Source organism: Streptomyces sp. NPDC048417, from assembly GCF_040651615.1.
In the GTDB taxonomy this organism is placed as follows: Bacteria; Actinomycetota; Actinomycetes; order Streptomycetales; family Streptomycetaceae; genus Streptomyces.
This window is the reverse complement of sequence record NZ_JBEZKI010000007.1, coordinates 168,664-187,223: the sequence shown is the minus strand read 5'-3', so window position 1 is coordinate 187,223 and position 18,560 is coordinate 168,664. Positions and strand designations below refer to the sequence as shown.

At 72.1% G+C, this 18,560-nt stretch carries 20 protein-coding genes; 5 read left to right on the top strand and 15 right to left on the bottom strand.

The annotated features are described in order from the left end of the window. Window positions 1-10: 10 nt before the first annotated feature. Entirely contained in the window at window positions 11-1,069 is a 1,059-nt protein-coding gene (locus tag AB0D59_RS13540) for a prepilin peptidase (RefSeq protein ID WP_362564438.1), read from the bottom strand. Next, on the bottom strand, window positions 1,066-4,074 hold the full coding sequence (locus AB0D59_RS13535) for a hypothetical protein (protein WP_362564437.1): 3,009 nt from the start codon (window positions 4,072-4,074) through the stop codon (window positions 1,066-1,068). Before AB0D59_RS13535 ends, AB0D59_RS13540 begins: the two co-directional genes overlap by 4 nt. 304 nt (window positions 4,075-4,378) lie before the next feature. Here AB0D59_RS13535 and AB0D59_RS13530 point away from each other — a divergent pair, with 304 nt between their 5' ends. Further along, complete coding sequence (locus AB0D59_RS13530; protein WP_362564435.1) at window positions 4,379-5,029, top strand: hypothetical protein; 651 nt, start codon at window positions 4,379-4,381, stop codon at window positions 5,027-5,029. Next, on the top strand, window positions 5,026-6,084 hold the full coding sequence (locus tag AB0D59_RS13525) for a hypothetical protein (protein WP_362564433.1): 1,059 nt from the start codon (window positions 5,026-5,028) through the stop codon (window positions 6,082-6,084). The genes AB0D59_RS13530 and AB0D59_RS13525 overlap by 4 nt, the downstream gene beginning before the upstream one ends. Here the strand turns inward: AB0D59_RS13525 and AB0D59_RS13520 are convergent. Then, complete coding sequence (locus tag AB0D59_RS13520) at window positions 6,074-6,424, bottom strand: SsgA family sporulation/cell division regulator (RefSeq protein WP_351740918.1); 351 nt, start codon at window positions 6,422-6,424, stop codon at window positions 6,074-6,076. The genes AB0D59_RS13525 and AB0D59_RS13520 overlap by 11 nt on opposite strands. Before the next feature lie 198 nt (window positions 6,425-6,622). Here AB0D59_RS13520 and AB0D59_RS13515 point away from each other — a divergent pair, with 198 nt between their 5' ends. Next, window positions 6,623-8,149, top strand: coding sequence for a sigma-70 family RNA polymerase sigma factor (locus AB0D59_RS13515; protein WP_362564431.1), 1,527 nt, complete (start codon window positions 6,623-6,625; stop codon window positions 8,147-8,149). Between the two features lie 6 nt (window positions 8,150-8,155). On the opposite strand, the gene AB0D59_RS13510 is transcribed toward AB0D59_RS13515, so the two are convergent. From AB0D59_RS13510 to AB0D59_RS13470, 9 genes are all read right to left on the bottom strand, one after another. Further along, window positions 8,156-8,611 carry a pilus assembly protein TadG-related protein gene (locus AB0D59_RS13510; protein WP_362564664.1) on the bottom strand — a complete coding sequence of 152 codons (456 nt, stop codon included), beginning with the start codon at window positions 8,609-8,611 and terminating at the stop codon, window positions 8,156-8,158. 2 nt (window positions 8,612-8,613) lie between these two features. Further along, a complete protein-coding gene (locus AB0D59_RS13505; protein ID WP_362564430.1) occupies window positions 8,614-9,030 on the bottom strand; it encodes a TadE/TadG family type IV pilus assembly protein in 417 nt (138 codons plus the stop codon). After that, complete coding sequence (locus tag AB0D59_RS13500) at window positions 9,031-9,480, bottom strand: TadE family protein (protein WP_362564428.1); 450 nt, start codon at window positions 9,478-9,480, stop codon at window positions 9,031-9,033. It abuts the gene before it with no gap. A gap of 28 nt (window positions 9,481-9,508) precedes the next feature. Continuing rightward, entirely contained in the window at window positions 9,509-9,760 is a 252-nt protein-coding gene (locus tag AB0D59_RS13495) for a hypothetical protein (RefSeq protein ID WP_362564663.1), read from the bottom strand. A gap of 91 nt (window positions 9,761-9,851) precedes the next feature. Next, window positions 9,852-10,772, bottom strand: a complete 921-nt coding sequence (locus AB0D59_RS13490; protein ID WP_362564426.1) for a type II secretion system F family protein — start codon at window positions 10,770-10,772, stop codon at window positions 9,852-9,854. Next, window positions 10,769-11,716, bottom strand: coding sequence for a type II secretion system F family protein (locus tag AB0D59_RS13485; protein ID WP_362564661.1), 948 nt, complete (start codon window positions 11,714-11,716; stop codon window positions 10,769-10,771). The genes AB0D59_RS13490 and AB0D59_RS13485 overlap by 4 nt, the downstream gene beginning before the upstream one ends. A 30-nt stretch (window positions 11,717-11,746) precedes the next feature. Next, window positions 11,747-13,054 carry an ATPase, T2SS/T4P/T4SS family gene (locus tag AB0D59_RS13480; protein ID WP_362564424.1) on the bottom strand — a complete coding sequence of 436 codons (1,308 nt, stop codon included), beginning with the start codon at window positions 13,052-13,054 and terminating at the stop codon, window positions 11,747-11,749. Next, window positions 13,051-13,890, bottom strand: coding sequence for a hypothetical protein (locus AB0D59_RS13475; RefSeq protein ID WP_351694080.1), 840 nt, complete (start codon window positions 13,888-13,890; stop codon window positions 13,051-13,053). Before AB0D59_RS13475 ends, AB0D59_RS13480 begins: the two co-directional genes overlap by 4 nt. Window positions 13,891-13,906: 16 nt before the next feature. After that, window positions 13,907-14,623 (bottom strand): hypothetical protein, encoded by a 717-nt coding sequence (locus AB0D59_RS13470; protein ID WP_362564423.1) that lies wholly within the window; start codon window positions 14,621-14,623, stop codon window positions 13,907-13,909. Window positions 14,624-15,204: 581 nt separating this feature from the next. Between AB0D59_RS13470 and AB0D59_RS13465 the strand changes: the two genes are divergently transcribed. Together AB0D59_RS13465 and AB0D59_RS13460 are read left to right on the top strand one after the other, a co-directional pair. Next, on the top strand, window positions 15,205-15,861 hold the full coding sequence (locus AB0D59_RS13465; RefSeq protein ID WP_362564421.1) for a hypothetical protein: 657 nt from the start codon (window positions 15,205-15,207) through the stop codon (window positions 15,859-15,861). A gap of 18 nt (window positions 15,862-15,879) precedes the next feature. Further along, window positions 15,880-16,443 carry a hypothetical protein gene (locus AB0D59_RS13460; RefSeq protein WP_362564419.1) on the top strand — a complete coding sequence of 188 codons (564 nt, stop codon included), beginning with the start codon at window positions 15,880-15,882 and terminating at the stop codon, window positions 16,441-16,443. On the opposite strand, the gene AB0D59_RS13455 is transcribed toward AB0D59_RS13460, so the two are convergent. Genes AB0D59_RS13455 through AB0D59_RS13445 form a run of 3 tightly spaced genes read right to left on the bottom strand, consistent with a single transcriptional unit; the run spans window position 16,385 to window position 18,539 of the window. Then, the gene (locus AB0D59_RS13455) at window positions 16,385-17,029 is read right to left on the bottom strand and encodes a hypothetical protein (protein ID WP_362564418.1); all 645 of its coding nucleotides are present in this window, start codon (window positions 17,027-17,029) and stop codon (window positions 16,385-16,387) included. The genes AB0D59_RS13460 and AB0D59_RS13455 overlap by 59 nt on opposite strands. After that, window positions 17,029-17,703, bottom strand: a complete 675-nt coding sequence (locus AB0D59_RS13450) for a hypothetical protein (RefSeq protein WP_362564416.1) — start codon at window positions 17,701-17,703, stop codon at window positions 17,029-17,031. The genes AB0D59_RS13455 and AB0D59_RS13450 overlap by 1 nt, the downstream gene beginning before the upstream one ends. Continuing rightward, complete coding sequence (locus tag AB0D59_RS13445) at window positions 17,700-18,539, bottom strand: hypothetical protein (RefSeq protein WP_362564415.1); 840 nt, start codon at window positions 18,537-18,539, stop codon at window positions 17,700-17,702. The genes AB0D59_RS13450 and AB0D59_RS13445 overlap by 4 nt, the downstream gene beginning before the upstream one ends. Between the last annotated feature and the right edge of the window lie 21 nt (window positions 18,540-18,560).

Sequence of the window (18,560 nt, the reverse complement as noted above, 5' to 3'; positions counted from 1 at the left end):
CGGCCGGACCTCAGGCCGTGTACGCGCCGACCAGCAGCCCCGCGAACGCGCCCGCGATCAGGAACGGCCCGAACGCGATCGCCGTCTTGCGCCCGGCCCGCCGTACGACGACGAGCGCACCGCCGTACAGCGCGCCGAACAGGAAGCCGGCGAAGGTGCCGAGCAGCACGGTGGGCCAGCCGTACCAGCCGAGGACGGCGCCCATGCCGAGCGCGAGCTTCACGTCGCCGAAGCCCATCCCGCCGGGGTTGATGAGGAAGAGGACGAAGTAGGCGCCGCCGAGCGCGAGGGCCGCGTAGAGGGCGGTTAGCCAGTCGCCGGCGTGTTCGGGGAGCAGCGCGGCCCCACCGAGGAGGGCGAGCGCCGCGGCCGCGAGGGGGAGCGTGAGGGGGTCGGGGAGGCGCTGCACCCGGAAGTCGACCACCGCGAGCAGCACGCCCACCGGCGCGAGCACCAGCCAGACGGCCAGCTCGGGGCGGGTACCGGTGGCGAGCGCCAGGGTTACGCAGACCAGCGCGGTGGCGACGGCGAGGGGGGTGGTGCGGGGGCCGTAGGCCGCGCGCGGACGAGCGGTGGGCGTGCGCTGCCCACCGGGCGCGGGCGGGGTGGGGTGGGCGCCGGGCGCGGGTCCGTCGTCGGGCGCCGGTTGGACGGGGCGGACGCCGGGCGCGGACCGGCCGTCGGGTGCGGGCGCGAGGTTGCCGTCGGGAGCCGGCGCGGTGGTGTGGGCGCCGGGCGCGCCGCGGTCGGCATGCGCGGGCGTGGAGCCGTCGGTGAGCGCCGCCTCGGTGGGTTCGGCGCCGGGCCCAGGACTGTCGTCGGGGGGCGGCGTGCAGTCGGTCGCGTGCGCCGGTGTGAGGGGGAAGTTCTGCGCCCCCTCGGCTGTCGTGCACTCCGTGCAGCGCGCGCGGCCCAGCCAGCCCCTGAGCGGGTGGCCCGCGGGGCAGGTGGTGCGCCACTGCTCCCCCGCCGGTGCCGAGAAGCGGTACGCGGCGCGCGGCAGCAGGGTGCCGGCCGCCGCACCCCAGAGGGCGGCGGCGGCCGGCAGCGCGAGGTCCAGGGCGGTCATCCTGTCGCGGCGGCGCTCTCGCGCCAGGTCGGCAGGAGTTCGTCGAGGAGGGCCTCGGTGCGCGGGGGCAGGCCGCGCGCCCCACTGCGGGCGACGAGGTCGGCGGCGAGGGCGCGGACGCGGTCCGGGTCGCCCGTGGCGTGGGTGGCGCGCAGCAGCTCGTTCCAGAGGCGCTCGTCGGCCGCAGCGGTCTTCAGTGCCGCGCCGAGCGCCTCGATCGCCTTCTCCGCGCGGTCCTTCTCCAGGTGGAACGCGGACAGGGCGAGGCCGATGTCGGCGACCAGCAGCGGGAGCTGGGCGTCGATGATCTCGTGGGTGAGCCAGCGGTACCGGCCCTCCGCGCGGTCGGCGAGCAACGGGCCGCGGACGAGCACGAGCGCGTCGGTGAGGAGGCGACCGCGGACCGCGCGGCTGTCGACGCCCTTGCCCTGGGTGGCCTCGTAGTAGAGGGAGCGCAGCACGTCCAGGTCGGAGACCACCGACTTGGCGAGCATGAGACGGCCGGTGGCGTCGGCGCGCAGCCGCGGGCTGCCGTCCGGGTCGGTGCCCAGCCAGGCCCGCAGCCGCTCGAGGAGCGCGTCGCGGACGTCCTCCGTCACCCCGCGCGGCCACAGCGCGGACGACAGCACGCGCGGGTGCACGCCCTCGCGGTGCAGCAGGAGAAGCGCCAGGGCCTCGTGGAGGAGCGCGCTGCGGTCCCCGTCCGGGGTGTCGAGGCCCATGATCTCGTACGGTCCCACCAGCCGCGCGTACACCGCGGGCCGCCCCTGCTCGCTGATGTCGACGAGGAACGGCGGGGCGTTGGTCGGCCCGTCCGGGTCGCGCTCGGGGTCGGCCTCGACGAACAGTTCGACGACCGCGCGCTGCTGCACGGCGGGCAGCAGCTGGGCGTCCAGTTCGAGGCCGAGCAGCGGGGCGAGGAGCTTGCCGTCCGGGGTGATCTCCATCGCCCAGGAGGCGCCCGGCAGGTCGGCGCTCTCGGTGCCGACCAGATAGCCGATGCCCAGCCGGGCGGCGTCGGCGGCGAGTTCGGCGAGCCGCACCGCGTCCTCGGCGGACGGCTGGGCGGCGAGCAGCACCAGGTTCGGCGCCCAGCGGGTGTGCTGGGCCGGGCCGGTGCGGCCGGTGAGGACCGAGTCGTGGCCGGCGGCGCCCAGCGCGCCGCGCCGCTGCCGGGTCTCGGCCTCCATCGCCTCGAACAGGGCGTCCACGTCGTCGAGGTGGCGCAGCCGGTTGGGGGCGAGCGGGGTGAGATCGGCGCCGAAGCCGACGAGGGTGATGGTCATGCGGTCCGACCAGCCGTTGGTGGCGAGTTCGGCGGCGACGGAGGCGAACACGGCGGCCCGGTCGGCCTCCCGGCCGCTCAGCGAGACGATGCCGGGCACGGCCTCCAGGTTGAGCAGCAGCCGCGAGTCGTCCATGGTGCCGAGGCTGACCAGGCCGGGGTACGGCGCCGCGGCGTCGGTGTCCCCGTAGCGCTCGGCGTCCGCGCGGGTCAGCGTCCAGAACGTCTGGTCCTGGCCGAGCTGCCAGGGCGCGGGGGGCTTGCCCGCGGGCTGGGCGAGTTGCAGATGCAGATCGCCGTGGCTGAGCCAGGCCGCGTAGACCACCGGCAGCGAACGGGACTCGGCGGTGAGGGCGGCGGCGAGTCCGCGCAGGGACCGGTCGAGCAGTCGTACGCCCTCCGGGTCCGCGCCGACCAGGAGCGCGTCCTGCACGTCCTGGGCGTCGCCGGTCGGGGTCGGCGGCTCCATGCCGCGCCGGCCGCCGACGGCGCCGAGCGCCGACTGCCACAGGGCCTGCCGGCGCCGGCGGCCGAGGGTGGCGAGCAGCCCGGCGGCGAGGAGGGGGGCACCGAGCAGCGCCTCGGACAGCCCGAAGGCAGACCCGAAGACCGACCCGGAGGCGGATCCGGAAGCCGATCCGGAGGAGGAGTGGCCGGAGGCGTCGTGCGCATGGGCGGACGTGCCGGCGCCGCCGGCCTGGCGCTGGCTGGGCACCGAGATCTGCGCGGTGGCCCCGTCCTCGCCCGCGTGCTGCCCGCCCTGCTGCTGGTGCTGCTGGGCGTGGTCGCCGGTCCTGGCGTAGTCGCCGATCTGCTGCTGGACGTCCGGCGAGACATGCGCGTCGGGGTTCTCGACGAGTTCGCCGCCGTGGGCGTCGCCGGGCATCTCCATGATCCAGCCGGGCCGGATGAGGCTGGCCTCGGAGAGCCGGGAGCCGTCGGGCTGGATGCGGTCCTTGTTGAGCTCGTAGATCTCCTTGTACCGGCGGCCGTCGCCGAGGTGGCGCTGCGCTATCTCCCAGAGGGAGTCGTGGTGGCGGCCCTCGGGCGGCTGGATCCGGTAGTACTTCGTCGCGCCGTGCGCGGCGGCGGTGGAGCCGTGCTCGGCCTGGGCCTGGGCGGCGGCGTGGCCGGCCTGCTCGGCGAGGGCGGCGGCGGTGCTCTTGGCCTGCTCCTGCTGCTGGGCGAGAAGGCCGGGGGTCGCCTGGGCGGCGGCCACCGTGCCCTTCTGGTTGCCCTCCATGCTGTGGCCGAGCTGCGACAGGCCCGGGGTGAGGCTGGCGGCGGTGGCGCCGACCAGCAGCAGGGCAGCGACCAGCTGCCGGGCGAGCAGCTGGCTGGGGCCGGCGCCGGGGACCCGGCCGGGCAGGCCGACGCCGGAGACGGCGGCCTTGACCTCCACCAGCACGCAGGCCGTGAACTGGGCCCAGGCCAGCCACACGATGACCGTCAGGGTGTTGAGGAACGTGTCGACGCCGATCGGCTGCGACAGCCAGTCCATCTTCGGCGCGCTGTGCGGCAGGGGCCAGCCGACGGTCATGGCGAGGGCGCCGGGGACGCCGACGACGAGTGCCAGCAGCGCCACGAAGGCGAGGAAGGCCTTGACGAAGTCCCCGAACGTACGCCGTCGCACCCGCACCGGCTGCGGGGTCCGGTTCCGCGGACCCGACGGGTTCCCCGTCGGTCTTCCCGTCGAGCTTGATGTGCTGCGTCGCGCCATGGCGGGTGTCCTGGGGTCGTGTGTGGACGGAGTGGGCCGGGGGCGCATCGAGCCTATCGAGGTCCCCTTGACGATCCTATTGACTGGCACCGACAGCGTCGAAGGGAAGAGCGGCGAACGGCGGCCCGTTTCCTCCCCTTTCGACAAGCGAGGCCCCATTGGCCGGAGTTACCGCCACCCGGTCCGCACACCGCCTCTCCACATGCCCCACACAACCCCCCATCAGCACACAAGGGACTGTCATACCCCCCTGCTAGCTTCGTTCCCAGCTGCACACATGCCGAACTCCGGGGGAGACTCAACCGTGGCCAGCCGCACCCTGACCCTGCCCACCCTGACGGCCGCCGCGGCCCTCCTGCTGACCGCCTGCGGCGGAAGCGGTGACGGCGGCAGGACGGATGACATCAAAGGCGCGGACACGCGGTCCGGCAGCCCGTCGGCGTCCGCCTCGGCATCGTCAGCCGCGTCCGGCGTCAAACGCCCGGTGATCACGCTGCCGAGCAGCTTCCAGCTCGCGTTCGAGAACTGGACGAGCGGCGATCCGGCGAAGCAGGCGGTGCTCGACGACGCCAGGGAAGAGCTCAAGGCGGGTTACGCGGCGATCATCGCGAACAACCCCGACAGCACGGACGTCACCTTCTACGACAGCGAGGGCGTCGTCGGGCAGACCAAGGCGTGGATCAAGACGTACACCGACAAGAACCTCACCGTCATGGGCGAGTTGCCCGTCTTCGACCCCAAGGTCGTCGTGGGCAGCGGCGGCAAGGGCGCGTCCGTCACCTACTGCACGGACGAGAGCAAGGCGTACACGAAGAACCGCAAGACGGGGAAGGAGGCGGGTAATCCCGCGGGCACCAACCCCTACGTCGTCTACACGGTCTCGATGGCGCGGAGCGCCCAGGGGGTCTGGCAGAACTCGTCCGTCCACTCGACGCGGGGCGGGTGCTCCCGGTGAGGCCGCGCCTGCGGGGCATACCCGTGCTCGCCGCGTCGCTCGTCGTGGCCCTGCTGAGTGCCACGCCCGCCGTCGCGATCGGAGACGGGGGCACCGGCACGCGAGGCGGGGCCGAGGGCAACGAGCTCTCCGCCTCGGCGAGTTACTCCCGTATCAAGGTCACCCGGATCAGCGGCCCCACCGGCGGCAAGCTGGGCTCCGTCTCCGCCACGGACGTCAACTGGAAGCCGCCGCAGTGCTGGTACGAGCCCGTCTTCACCCCGCAGCAGCTGAAGGACTTCTCCGAGCACGTCGGCGACGGTGACGTCGGTATGCGCACCGCGTGGTTCGGCAAGGGGCTGTGGACCGACCACTTCAAGGACGGCAAGGACACCACCACCATCTTCACCGAGCCGGCCTCGGTCCCGGGGTACAAGAACTACAACCTCGGCAAGGACGGCTACTTCTGGCGCGGGGTGGCCCCCGACGGCATCGAGGCCATCGACGACGGCTCGCTGTGCAGCAAGCTGATGTTCTGGGTCCCGGCCGGGCAGGTCCCCGACGACCCGGACGCCCCCACTCCCGAGACCCTCGCCGACTACGCCTACAACAAGATCAAGGTGCCCACCACCTCGGTCGAGCTGAAGCCGGCCGCCAGGTCCACCGTCAACCTCCCGACCTGGGCCTGGCTGGACAAGGGCCGCTTCCAGGAGGTCAGGGTCCGGGCGGAGTTGCCCGGCACCGGCCTGTGGGCGGAGACCACCGCCAAGCCCGTCGCCCTGCATCTCGACCCGGGCACCGGTGACGCCGAGACGTTCCCCGCCTCCGGCAACTGCACGATCAACGACGACGGTTCCATCGGCACCGCGTACCGGCCGGGCGACGCGGACAGGACCCCGTCCTGCGGCGTCCGTTACCTGCACGCCACGGGCGGCACGCCGTACCGGCTGAAGGCCTCCGTCACCTGGCAGATCAGCTGGCGCGGCTCCGGCGGCAGCGGCGGCGGGCTGCCCGACGGCACCTTCGACACCACGCAGGAGATCACCGTCCAGGAGATCCAGTCCGTCAACCGCTGACCCTCAGGGAGGACAGCAGGAAGCGGGTGAGGGCGGACGTGGCGAAGCTGATCGCCGCCACGCCCTCCTCCGCGCGGAGTTCGACGACCGTGCGGGCAGGGCCGTACGGACGGACGTGCACATTGCCGAGCACGGCCGGACCCTCCAGGCCCTCCTCCAGCAGAGCGCGCGCGAAGGTCCAGGTGACCTCCTCGCCGTCCAGGGAGATCCACGGCGGGAAGACGAAGTGCACGGCCTGTGGGTCGGCCGAGGTGTAGCGAAGCGTCGCGGGGACCGCGACCTCCTGCTCGTCCGCGGTGAGCAGACGGGCGCCGGTGGGCTGTTCGAGCGTGATGGGCACGGGCTTCTCCGGGTGCGGTGCGGTGCAGGTCGTCGTAACTGTGAGAGCGCCCGGCGTCCGTTTGATTACGCGGGAAACACAAGCGAGTTGAGTGACATGTGTCACTTTTCGAGGTGCTTGAAACTTTGCTTGAAATTTTTGCCATCTACAGTGACAAACCCTTTCCCCGCCCCACGCCGGCAACTGGAGCGTTCCGCCATGCACGACGGTTCCTCTGCAGTCATCAGCACCACCGCCTACGCCCGGATCTACGAGGAACAGCAGCCGCGTCTCGTCGCGTATGCCCGCTCCCTCACCAGGAACGCGTGGGTCGCCGAAGACCTCGTCGCCGAGGCGCACTTCCGGGTGTGGCGGCGGCTGGCCGAGGGGCACGAGATCGACAACGTGTCGGCGTATCTGATGACGACCGTCCGGCACCTCGCGTACGCCGCCGGCGGTGCCGTGCGCGAGACGCCCCGGGATCCGCACGAGGACGAGCAGGCCGAGGCGGGCCGGCACGGCGACGACCCGGCCGAGCAGGTCTCCTCCGTCGATCTGCTCGTGCGCGTACTGGCCCAGTTGCCCGAACGCTGGGTCAAGGCCCTGTGGCTGGCCGAGGCGGAGGGGCAGCCGCTGGCGCAGATCGGGCCGCAGCTGGGCACCAAGGAGGGCGCCACCGCCGTCCTGCTGCACCGCGCCCGTGAGGGCATGCGGCAGGCCTTCCTGCGCACGCAGACCGGCGCGCCGGACGACCCCGCCTGCCAGGTCCACTGGAGCCGGATGCCCGCGTACGTACGGGGCACCGCGACGGAACGGCAGTCCGACCGGCTGCTCGCCCATGTGGACACCTGCGACGACTGCCGCGCCCGCCTCGCCGCCCTGATGACCGCCAACGACCGGCTCCCGGCCCTCGTCGGCCCGGCCCTGCTGGTGTTCGCGGTCGGGGGTACGGCCGGCAAGTTCCTGCTCACCCTGACCGCCGCCGGGGCTGCGGCGAGCGGGCACGCGGGCGGGGGCGGGCTGCTGCACGGCGTACGGCAGGCCACCACCGTCGGCGGTACGAAGGCGCCGGTGGCGATCGCGGCGGGCGCGATGGCGGCCGGTGCGGCGGCGCTGGTGCTCATACTCGGCCCGGACCAGTCCGCCTCGGTCCCGGCCCGGCGGACCCCGGTCGCCGACGCGCCGGTGGCCCAGGTGCCGGTGACCGGGACGCCGGTGGTGCCCAAGGACGCGCCCGCGGCGACCGGGAAGGGTGGCGGTGCGGGGGCGGCACGGGCGGAGCGTGCGAGCGGGTCCGGGGATACGGCCGACGCGGTGCGTACGGTCGTCACCCGGCCGTCGGACACCGGTGGGGCCGCGTCGGATGCCGGCGGGACGGCCTCGGGAGGCGAGGGGGACGGCCAGGCCGCGCCGCCCGTGACGACCGAGCCGACGCCGTCCGAGCCCACGAACCCGACTGACCCGGCCGACCCGACTCCGCCGACGGAACCCACCGCACCGACTCCCCCGGCAGAGCCGGAAGATCCCGCTCCCCCTGCCGCGCCGACCGACCCGGCCCCCGTGGAGACCTCACCGACCGAGGACCCCGCCCCGGCCCCGGCCACCCCACCCGCCGACGACTGCACACCCGGGCACGGCAACGGCAACGGCAACGGCAACGGCAACGGCAACGGCAACGGCAACGGCAACGGCAAACGTAACGGCCAAGCCCCGCCGCAGCAGCGGCAGCAGCCGTCGGCCCGGTAGCCGCCCTCAGCCGACCTCGTTCTCGGCGGTCGCCTGGCCGTGCACCACGATGGCTCCGCCGTAGAACATGCCCGTGAAGACCGGATCGTAGGTCAACTGGACCTCGACCTGGACCTGTTGGGCGTCGGCGGCGACGCAGTGCGTGGCGGCGATGTCGGCGCCGGACATGTCCATCTCGCGGGCGAAGGTCTTCACCCGGGCGTCGCAGTCCTGGAAGTTGATCGGCGCGGTGCCCTGGCCCTCGTACAGCTTCTCCCTGTCGATGTCCTGCGCCGCGTACCGGGCCGCCTGTTCCGCGATGTCGGCGGCGCGTTCGCGCTTGGAGATGGACAGGCCGCCGTCGATGACGAAAGCGGACAGCGACAGAAACACCAGGGCGAAGATGATGACCGCGCCGGCGCCCGAGCCCCGGTCGTCGAGACGGAGCCGGCGCACGGCCCACCAGTTGCGCAGCAACGCGATGCTCACGCCGACCTCCGGAACGGGTCCAGCGGCGAGGAGAAGCTCGCGGTGAGGGTGGTCGGGATGTCCAGGCCCAGCATGGCCAGGCCCCGCACCTCGCAGCTCACCTCGACGGTGAAGATGGTGTCGGGCGCGAAGCCCGCGCTGGTCTGGACGACGGAGACCGGGCCGGCGCAGACGTCCGACAGGTCGGCCTCGGCGGCCTTGCGGGCCTCCGACATGGCCGTGGCGTGGTCCTTCTGGATGGAGCCGGCCCGGGCCGCGTCGCGCGCGGCGCCGTCGACCGCGCCCCGCCCGTCGACGAGTTGGCCGAAGGCGACCAGGACGAGAATGAACAGGATCATGACCGGGGCGAGGATGACCACCTCGATGGTCGACAACCCCCGGTCGTCCAGGGCTTTTTCCCTTACGGAGGACATCTAGTTCTTATCCTCCACGAACCGCTCGACCGGCCCCGAGGACTGCGCGTGCACCGTCAGGTCCAGTCCCGGGAACACCGTGGGGATGCGGGCCGTGATCTCGACACCGACCGTGTTCTGTTCCGGCTGGAGCATCTTCACGTCGGGCGACAGGACCAGCTGCGGCCCGAGTTGGCTGATGTAGGAGTCGACCACGTCCTGCGCCTCGCCGCGCCAGGCGCCGGGCTCGGCGTCGGCGGTGGCACGGGCCTTGCGGGCGCCCGCCTGGGCCGCCGCCTGGGCCACGTGGTCGGCGAAGAAGTACAGCGCGAACTGCACGGTCGCGAAGATCATGAAGAAGAGGACGGGGGTGAGGAACACGAACTCGATCGCGGTCATGCCCGAGTCACCACGCGCGGCGGCCGCCCGGCGGCGCAGCCATCCGTTCACGTCCACAAAGACCCCCGTCATCCCCGTTTCGCCCCCGTCGCGTGCCTGGTCAGCAGGTCCCGCTCGCGTTGGCGCCCTTGATGCAGTCGCCGACCTTCTTGGCGCCGTCGCTCAGCGCGGCGTTGATGATGGCGGCCACCACTCCGACGATCGCCACGACCACCGCGGAGATGATGACCCACTCGACGGCGGAGGCGCCGCGGTCGAGTTCGCCGGAGCGGGCGCGCTGCACCCGGCTCTGCAGAAAGGTGACGAGGAAGTCCATCGCCGGGATCCCGGTGCTGAAGTTCCGCCCGGTCAGGTTCCGTCCGTTCATGGTGAGTTCTCCCCTTTTCCTATCGTTCCTGTCGATACAGCAGTTGGCGAAGGTTCGCGATTCGGCTCACGTCAGCTCACACCTGGAACACCCGCATCGCCGCCGGGAAGATCAGGAAAACCAGGAAGCCGGCGCACAGCAACAGCTGGGCGACGAGCATCGACTGGGACTTCTCGCCCGCGCTGCCCTCGATCTCGGCGAGTTCGCGGTGGCGCATGGTCTCGGCGCGGGAGGCAAGGGACTCACGGACCTTGGCGCCGTCGTCCGCGACCAGGGCCAGCGAGGCCGACAGGTCCTTCAGTTCCTCTACGCCCAGTTCCTCGCCGAGCGCGCCGAGCGCCTGCCACTGGCTGACGCCGGTGATCCGGGCGTCGGAGAGAGCGTTGCGGATGCGCTGGTTGGCCCAGCCGTCGGAGATCTCGGCGGCCGCCATCAGGGCCTCGGGCAGGCCTCGGCCACCGGCGAGGCTCATCGACACCAGGTCGAGGTAGGCCCCGATGACCCGCTTGAGGTCCCGGCGCTTGTCGGCCGCGTCCCGTCGTACCTCCAGGTCGGGCAGGAAGAAGAACAGGGCCGAGCAGACCAGGGCCAGCCAGACCGGGATGACCGGGCTGCGGCCGAAGCCCATCGTGTAGACGACGGCGAACAGGAACGGCCCGAAGAGCATTCCGCCGGCCGCGAGCAGCACCTTGGTCGCCAGGAACTTCTCCCAGCTGCGGTCCAGGACGGCGAGATCGGCGCGCAGCGAGCGCTGTTCCCAGCCCTGCTGCCGGTAGAACTCGGCGACCCGCTCGCCGACGTCGGCGCGCAGTGAGCCGAACCGGCCGGTGTCCTGGGTCTGCCGCGCCGATTCGTAGGCCGCGCCGCGTGCCCGCATCGCGTCGATCCGGGCGATCTGTGCGATCGCGCTGCGCTTTGAGGGCATCAGGGCGCGGATCAGGGCGTAGACGCCCAGACCCAGGATCACGCCGACGACGATCGGCATCGTGAGGCTCATCGGCGTACTCCTTCCTCGGTGGGCAGCGGCTGCTGCCCGGGCGCGGTGCGGGGCGGTCGTACGAACTGCACGGAGGACTGGTCGCGGACCAGGAACCGCTCCGGGGTCTCGATGGTGGAGAGCTTGCGCAGCCACCAGAAGCCGAGCGCGAACAGGGCGCAGACCAGGGCGAGGACGAGCTGGCCGACGGCGGTGCCGTACGGCGAGACGAAGTCGCGGTTGAAGACGGCGAGGCCGAGGACGAACGCCACCGACACGGCGACGACGATCTGCACCGATCGCCGGGTGGACGCCCGCTGGGCCATCACGCGCTGGCGCATGTCGACCTCCTCGCGCGACGACTTGGCCAGGGCGCCCAGCACTTGGCGCAGACCGGGGCCGCGGAGGCGGGCGTTGAGGATGAGCGCAGCCACGATGATGTCCGCCGACGCGTCGTTGATCTCGTCGGCGAGGTGCTGGAGCGCGTCGGGGAGCGGGGTGCGGGCGCGCAGCCGGTCGACGAGGGCGTCGAGGTGCGGCCGCAGGATCGGCGCGGCGGCGCGGGCGGAGGCCGGGATGGCCTGCTCCAGGCCGACCGCGCCGGCGATGGTGTCGCGCAGCGACTCGGTCCAGGAGGCGAGCGCCTCCACGCGCTTCATCGCGGCCCGTTCCTCGCCGGCGCCGCCGAACAGCTTGTCCCAGAAGAAGACCAGGACACCGGCGGCGACACCGGCCACCGCCCAGCGGGTCAGCAGCAGCACGGCGAGGCCGATGATGGCCGCGAGGGAACCGCGCTGACCGGCGAACCGGATGAGCTCGGCGGCCCGTTCGTTGGCCTTCTGCTTCTCGTGGTCGGGCTTGGCGGGCAGGCCGCGGACCGCAAGGAACAGCAGCGCGAGCCCGCCGCCGACGGCGACACCGCAGGCGAGCGCGGAGAGGACCGGGACGGAGAAGAGGCCGCCCATGGAGCCCAGGGAACCCAGGTTCATGTCACGTCACCCCCACGCCCCGTGCGGCTGGTAGCCGTAGGCCATCAGGTCCTCCAGGCAGGCTATGGGCGCGTGCGGTACGACCCGGCCGTCGGGGGCCTCCGCGAACACCTCGCTGGACAGCACCCGGCCGTCCACGCCGTTGACCTCACGGACCGAGGTGACCATGCGCTGGAGGCGGCCGCCGGTCTGGTAGTTGTTGCGCCGCTGGATGAAGACGACGAAGTTCACCGCGCCCGCGATCAGCATCTGGCTGGCCTCGATGGGCAGCCGCTCGGAGGCCTGGAGCGCGTACGTCGAGATACGGTTGAACACTTCGCTGGAGCTGTTGGCGTGGATCGTGGAGAGGGACCCGTCGTTACCCTGCGACATCGCGTTGAGCATGGTGACGATCTCGTCGCCGAGGACCTCACCGACGATGACCCGGGACGGGTTCATACGCAGTGAACGGCGGACCAGCTCGGCCATCGAAATGGTGCCCTGCCCCTCGGAGTTGGGCAGCCGCTCCTCGAAGGCGACGACGTTCGGGTGCAGGTCGTGGAAGGTGTCGAGGCCGAGCTCCAGCGCCCGCTCGACGGTGATGAGCCGCTCGTGCGGCGGGATCTCGTTGGCGAGGGCGCGCAGCAGCGTCGTCTTTCCGGCGTTGGTCGCCCCCGCGATCATGATGTTCTTGCGGGCGCGCACGGCGCAGGCCATGAAGTGCGCGACCTCGGGCGTCAGCGTGCCGTTGCCGACCAGGTCGGAGATGAAGACCTTGCCCATGCGGGCGCGGCGGATGGACAGCGCGGGCCGCCGGGTGACGTCCATGACGGCGGAGAGCCGGGAGCCGTCGGGGAGGCGGAGGTCGAGCTGCGGGTTGGCGGAGTCGAAGGGCCGGGAGGAGAGACCCGAGTAGGCGCCGAGCACCTGGATGAGCTCGACGAGTTCCTCGTCGGTCTCGGCGACGGGATCCCCCTTCGCCTCCCGCCCGTCGCTGTACCCGACGAACACCTGGTCGCACCCGTTGATGTCGATGTTCTCGACCTCGGGGTCGTCGAGCAGCGGCTGGAGGCGGCCGACGCCGAACAGCGCCGCGTGCACCGCCGCGGCGTACTGCTCCTCGGTCTCCGCGTCCAGCGGGGTGCGCCCGGCGTTGATCTCCGCGCGGGCGTTCTCCTCCAGGATCTGGGCTATGACGGCGCGGGCGTACTGCCGTTCGTCCTCGGTGGACATCGGCGTGACGCCGGACGCCTGGTCCTGGCGGCGCTGCTCGGCGATCCGGTCGCCGGCGTCCTGCCGGAACCGCTTGACCAACTGGTGGTCGACAGCGGTCATCGGCCGGCCCCCGCATGGGGCGCCTGCGTCGGTACGGACCAGGCGGCGCCGTACTGCTGGTGGAGGTCGGCGGTGACCTTGCGGGCCGAGCGGATGAGCAGGGACTTGTCGAGGCGCCCGCGCTTGCGGCCGGCCAACTGGTCGGCGCCGGCGGGGTCGTCGGCGATGGTACCGACGACCCGGGCACCGGTCTGGGCGTGTACGAGCATGTCGTTGACCTGGTTGACCAGCTTGCCGGAACCGGCCGGGTCGGCGATCAGGACGACCCCGATCAGCGGGGTCGCGAGGGCGGCGGCACCGCGCGGGCCGCCGTGCAGCTTCTGGGCGAGCGCGGCGGCACGATCCCGGACCCGGGCGAGGGCCTCGGGCTCGGTGCGCGAGACCAGCAGGACGAGCGCGGCGTGCGGGAGGAGTTCCACGGCCGGGGTGTCGCCGCTGATGCGACCGCAGTCGGCGATGACGTCGGCGGGCGCGTTCGGCGAGTCGGCGAGGGAGGCGAAGGCGTGCCCGAGCGTGGGCCAGAGCCCGGCGAGACCGGCGGCGTGCTCGGCGATACCGAGCCCGACGAGGACCTCGAGGCCACCGCTCAACGGCTGTACGTGATCCCAGAGTTGGTCGGGCACGAGCCCGCGCCGGGCGGTAGCGGCGATGGAGAGCATGCCGGTGTTGGGGTTGAGCGGTCCGCCGTGCGCGGCGGCACTGCGGTAGACGAGGTCACCGCCGGCCGGGTCGGCCTCGGCGAGCAGGACCCGGCGCGGCCAGACCGCGGCCAGCGCGACGGCAGCGGTGGTGACGCCGGGGGAACCCTTGTCGGCGGCGATTGCGATGAGCGCCATGGGGTGGGGCCGCCTTCTAGTTGCCGTTGCCGGGTACGTGCACGATGGCGACCGCGCCGGCGGACGCGGCACGCGCGACGGCGGCGGCGTCGTTCTCGTCGACGAGCAGCGTGAGCGAGAGGTTGCCGGTGCTGATGGTGGCGTCGCTGGTGTCGGCCTTGGTCTTGACCTCGGCGTTGTCGACGATCGGCGTACCGGAGGAGGTGGACGTCGAGTCGGTGTTGCCGGAGCCGGAGCTGCTCGTGCCCACGTTGTAGACGGCGACGACGTCACCGGGCTTGATGTCGGCCGGGTACTGGCCCTCCTTGAGGGCGACACCGACGGCGGCCTTGCCGGCCGGCAGGGAGTTGCCCTTCCTGAACATGTCGCCGATGACGACCGTGCCCTTGTAGATGGTGGACCTGGCCTTGTAGGCCTTCAGGGAGTCCAGCTGGGACCACTTGACGTAGTTGATGCTGTCGTCGGCCGCGACCAGGACGGACGCCGCGTTGCTGCTGTTGACGGACTCGCCGGCCTGGATGTCGTCGGTCACCTTGACGACCTCGATCCGGTCGCCGGCCTGCAGCACCAGCATGGTGGCACCCAGCGCGCCCAGCAGGATCAGCAGCACCGCGAGTGCGGCCAGCGCCGGCTTGCGCTCGCGCGGCGCGGTGGGAAGCCGGTCACCGACCGAAGGCTGAGCCGGACCGGCGGAACGACCGGCGCCCGCCCCCGTACGCTCCTGGATCTTCACGCAACCGCTCCCCGTTACACCCAAGACTTTGTCTGTCAAGAACTCTGAAACGCCGTCAACGCTTTCCGCACCGCGAAAGCGGACACTCCACACGAATCACCCCGACTCGGCCGATTACTCGGCCGCGGGGTGAGTGTCAAGCGATCGCACCGTATCAGCCGCGCATAAGCCCCTCAAGGCGCGTTCGAACACCTTGACCTCACTGCAATCGTCGTTCCGATCTGCAACGAGGGAGACCCTTGGGCCAGTTGGGAGTATGGGGACGCGGACACGAGCCGGACTGTGCGCCGGCGAATCCCGAACGCCCTGCTCGGGCACCCTCCACGCCAGGAGCCCTCACCACGCACCCATGAGGCCTGCACGAATCACTCACGTCGGTTTGACCGAGACATGCCGTGATTTTTGCTTGGCTGGTGCGGGTGCCGCGCAGGGCCGGCCCTGCGGATGATGGCAGGCACGGTCGTGGCGGCAGTGCCCGAACTGTCGCGGGTACTGCGGCGGTTGCCGGCGGAGCGGCCCGACTAGGATCAGCCGGCCGGGTGAAGGTTCGCTGGCATGAATGACGGGGAGGGTGCCGGGCCGTGATCGAGCCGTCGTACCGCCATCACTGGAAGCCCCCCGAGGGCGAGGAGCTCGTGACGCGCGGCCGGGTGTCCTTCGCGACCGCGGCCGCGGGGCGGGTCGAGGGGCGACGCTGGTTCCGGGACACGGAACGGCGGGACATCCAGGGCGAGTTGGCGGAGTGGCCGGCAGGGCCGGCGTATCGCCCACGCTCGTGGTTCGACCGAGTGGTGTGGGACGGCGTGGTGGCGGTGTTCACCCTCCTGCTCACCATCGTCTTCGGACTCCTCGGAGGCAGCCCGGCCCAGCCCGACGGCCTCGGCAGGAGCGAGGACCCGGAGAACGAGGAGAAGGACTTCCCGGTGCTGTGGGCCGCCTCCGGCACGATCGCCCGCACCCTCCCCTGGCAGCTGGACCCGGCCCGCCGCCCTGACACGGACATCACGGAGCTGGCCCTGACCGACCGCCGGTTGCTGGTGCTCGGCGGGCTGAAGGACCCCAGGGAGCCCTGGGAGGAAGTCCTCTGGGAGACGGACCTCAGCACGGTCGCCGCCGTCGAGCGGCGACCGTTCAGTGCCGGCAAACGGGACTTCAGGATCACCTTCACGGACGGCTCCTGGTGCCGTCTGACGTCCTTGGAGGGCGAGTCCCTGCTTCGTCATCTGACCGCCGGCTGACCGAGAGAGAGGTTCACCGTGGGCGGATCGGCCAAGCCCAGGCGCCCGAGGGCCGCTCCGGCCGCGTCGCGGGTCCGGGGGGCCGGCAAGAAGGAGAAGAAGAGCAGGGACGGCCTGTTCGGGTGCCTGGTCTTCCTTCTGATCGCGGGCGGAATCGTCCTGCTGGCGACGATCGACTCGCTGTGGGGCGACGACACCTGGCGGTGGGCGGCACGGAACTGGCCGGGCGGGGCGTATGCCTTCGCGGTGTGCCTTGGCGCGGCCGCCCCGCTCCTCTTCGCCCTCTTCCTCCGGGCGATGGGCGGCGCGGACCGCAAGTCCTGGAAGGCCCACCCGGGCCGCGCCCTGGGCTCCACCATGCTCGCCGTCCTGGCGGCGGCCCCGCTCGTGCCCTTCCTGTCCCTGGCCTTCAACACGGTGGACAGCGGCAAGAGCAAACACCGCTCGGGACCACCAAGTTGGGTGTTCGGCCACTACCCCTGGCTGTGGGCGGTGGGAATCTTCTCGACGCTCGCCACGGTCGTCATGCTGGTGTGGCTGACGGTGATCCTGACCCGGCGGAGCGACGCTGCCAGGACGTGACCCGGACGGTCTTGGCCAGTTCGTCGGTCAGCTCGCACAGGGTGTCCGTGTGGGCCAACGCCCGCCAGGACGTGAGCAGGACGAGCCCCCATTTCGCGTCGGCCCGGATGCCGTACGCGCACGTCTCCATCACCGTCCCCAGCCCGTCCCGGCCGACGTCCTGGACGTACGCGTGCCGTACGCGCACCGCCGGGCCCGCGGGAAGGGTACGGAGCTCGGCCTCGGGCGGGCGGTAGGAGACCGGAGTGGGGGCGGCGAGATAGCGCTGGAGCAGGTCGACGGTCATGGTCGGGTACGTGTCGTCGGCGACCAGCGCGGACAGCTCGATCCGGGCGAGTTCACCGAGGCGCGGCTCAGGGACGTACGACAGCGCCGTGATCGGGCCGCGCTCGCGGGAGTCGGCGGCGGCCTCGCGGAGTTCGGCGGCGAGAGCGTCGAGCAGCTTCGGCTCGTCGTCGCCCGGGCCGGCGAGCTCCCGGGCGGCCCCCGCAGCCCACACGCGCGGATCCACGGACGACCGCACGGGCAGCGCGACGGCGTCCTCCAGTGTCCGCATACGAACGGTGGCGGCGGCGAACTCGGGCATCAGGCCATCCATTGCAGGGTGCGGGCGACGGAGTCGAACAACGTGACCAGGGCCTCCACCAGCGGCTCAAGCGGCGGTGCCGTCGGGGTCGAGAAGGAGAGCAACAGCCGCTGGCCGCTGTGCGGGACGGCGAGGTAGACGTCCAGATGGGCGACGGCGAGCTTGTTGCCGTCGAGGTTGCCGGGGGCGTCGGGGGCGGGCCGGCGGAGGTAGCGGTGGCGTACGGCAGGGCCGGCGGGGAGGTCGACGAGGGTGACGTCGTCGTCACCGACCTGACCGGCGTCACCGGCGTCACCGGCGTCGGCGCGGAGGGCGAGGGAGCGGGCGATGTCGCCGAGGTCGCCGGGGTCGGTGCCGGGCGAGGGCCGCAGGACGGTCACGACCAGACCGGCGGAGACGGCAACCTGGCCGAGGACCTGGTTGACGACGTACATCTCCACACCGCCGTTGGCCTGCGCGGCCTCGGCCTGTGCCCGCATCCGCTCCGCGAGCGCGGCCTCCAGCTGCGGGGTGGCCTGCGTACGCCGCAGCCCCCGTTTGACCAGCTTGTCGATGCGGTGCGTCCAGCGCTCCGGACTGTCCAGCACGATCCGCTCCCAGCCGTCGGGGACGGCGAGACGGTAGTCGGAGGGGGGTGGGACGGGCGTGACGCGGGTTTCCGTACCGTCGGTCATACGTCCGTTCCGCTCGCCCGACGGCCCTGTTCGCCCCGCCCGCTGCGCCGCTCGTTCGACCGGCTCATCACAGCGGCCGTCACCGGGGTGAGGACGAGGACGGCTGCGGCGCAGAGGCAGACATACGCGGCGGCGGTCCCGCCGATGGCGGACTTGCCTCCGAGAACCGGCCGGTAGTGATCCGACGGGTCGATCACCGCAAGGGTCCTGGCGCCGACCATGGTCTCGTCCGGGCACCGCTTGTCGTTCTTGAACACCCTGCGGACCGTTCCGTCCGGGAGCGTGACACGGCAGTACGTGACGCGGACGCCGTGCGACGCCTGCTCGTGCAGGGGCTTCGCGTAGGTGACCGTGGTCTCCTGCCCACGCAGGTGCAGGTACCACTCGTCGGCGGCGTACGAGCCCATCCAGATCAGGGCGACATAGGCGACCGCGACGAGGCCGCAGGCCACGAGCCCGCCGAGGGACCTGCGGGTCTTGAACCCCGCCCAGGCCACGACCACACCGCAGGCCGCGCCGACGAAGAGCGCCGAGGAATTGAGGACGTACGTGGACAGCAGGCACAGGACCACGCCGATGACGGCGGCCAGGAGCAGCCGTATCCACGGCCACGCCCCCCTGCTCTCGTCCGTGCGTCGATCGCCGTCGAAATCCCACAGGCTGGAAGGGCGCGAGTGTTCCGCGAGGATGTGCTGCACGGCCAGCTCACCGCCCTCCTCAAGGGCGATGTCGCGCAGTCTCGGCAGACCGAGCCCTTTCTCCTCGAGTTCGCGCTGCCTGCTTCTCGGAAGCCGGGCGAACTGTTCGTCGACGGTCTGACCGTCTCCAAGTGCCACGTTCCTCGTTCTCTCCTCGCC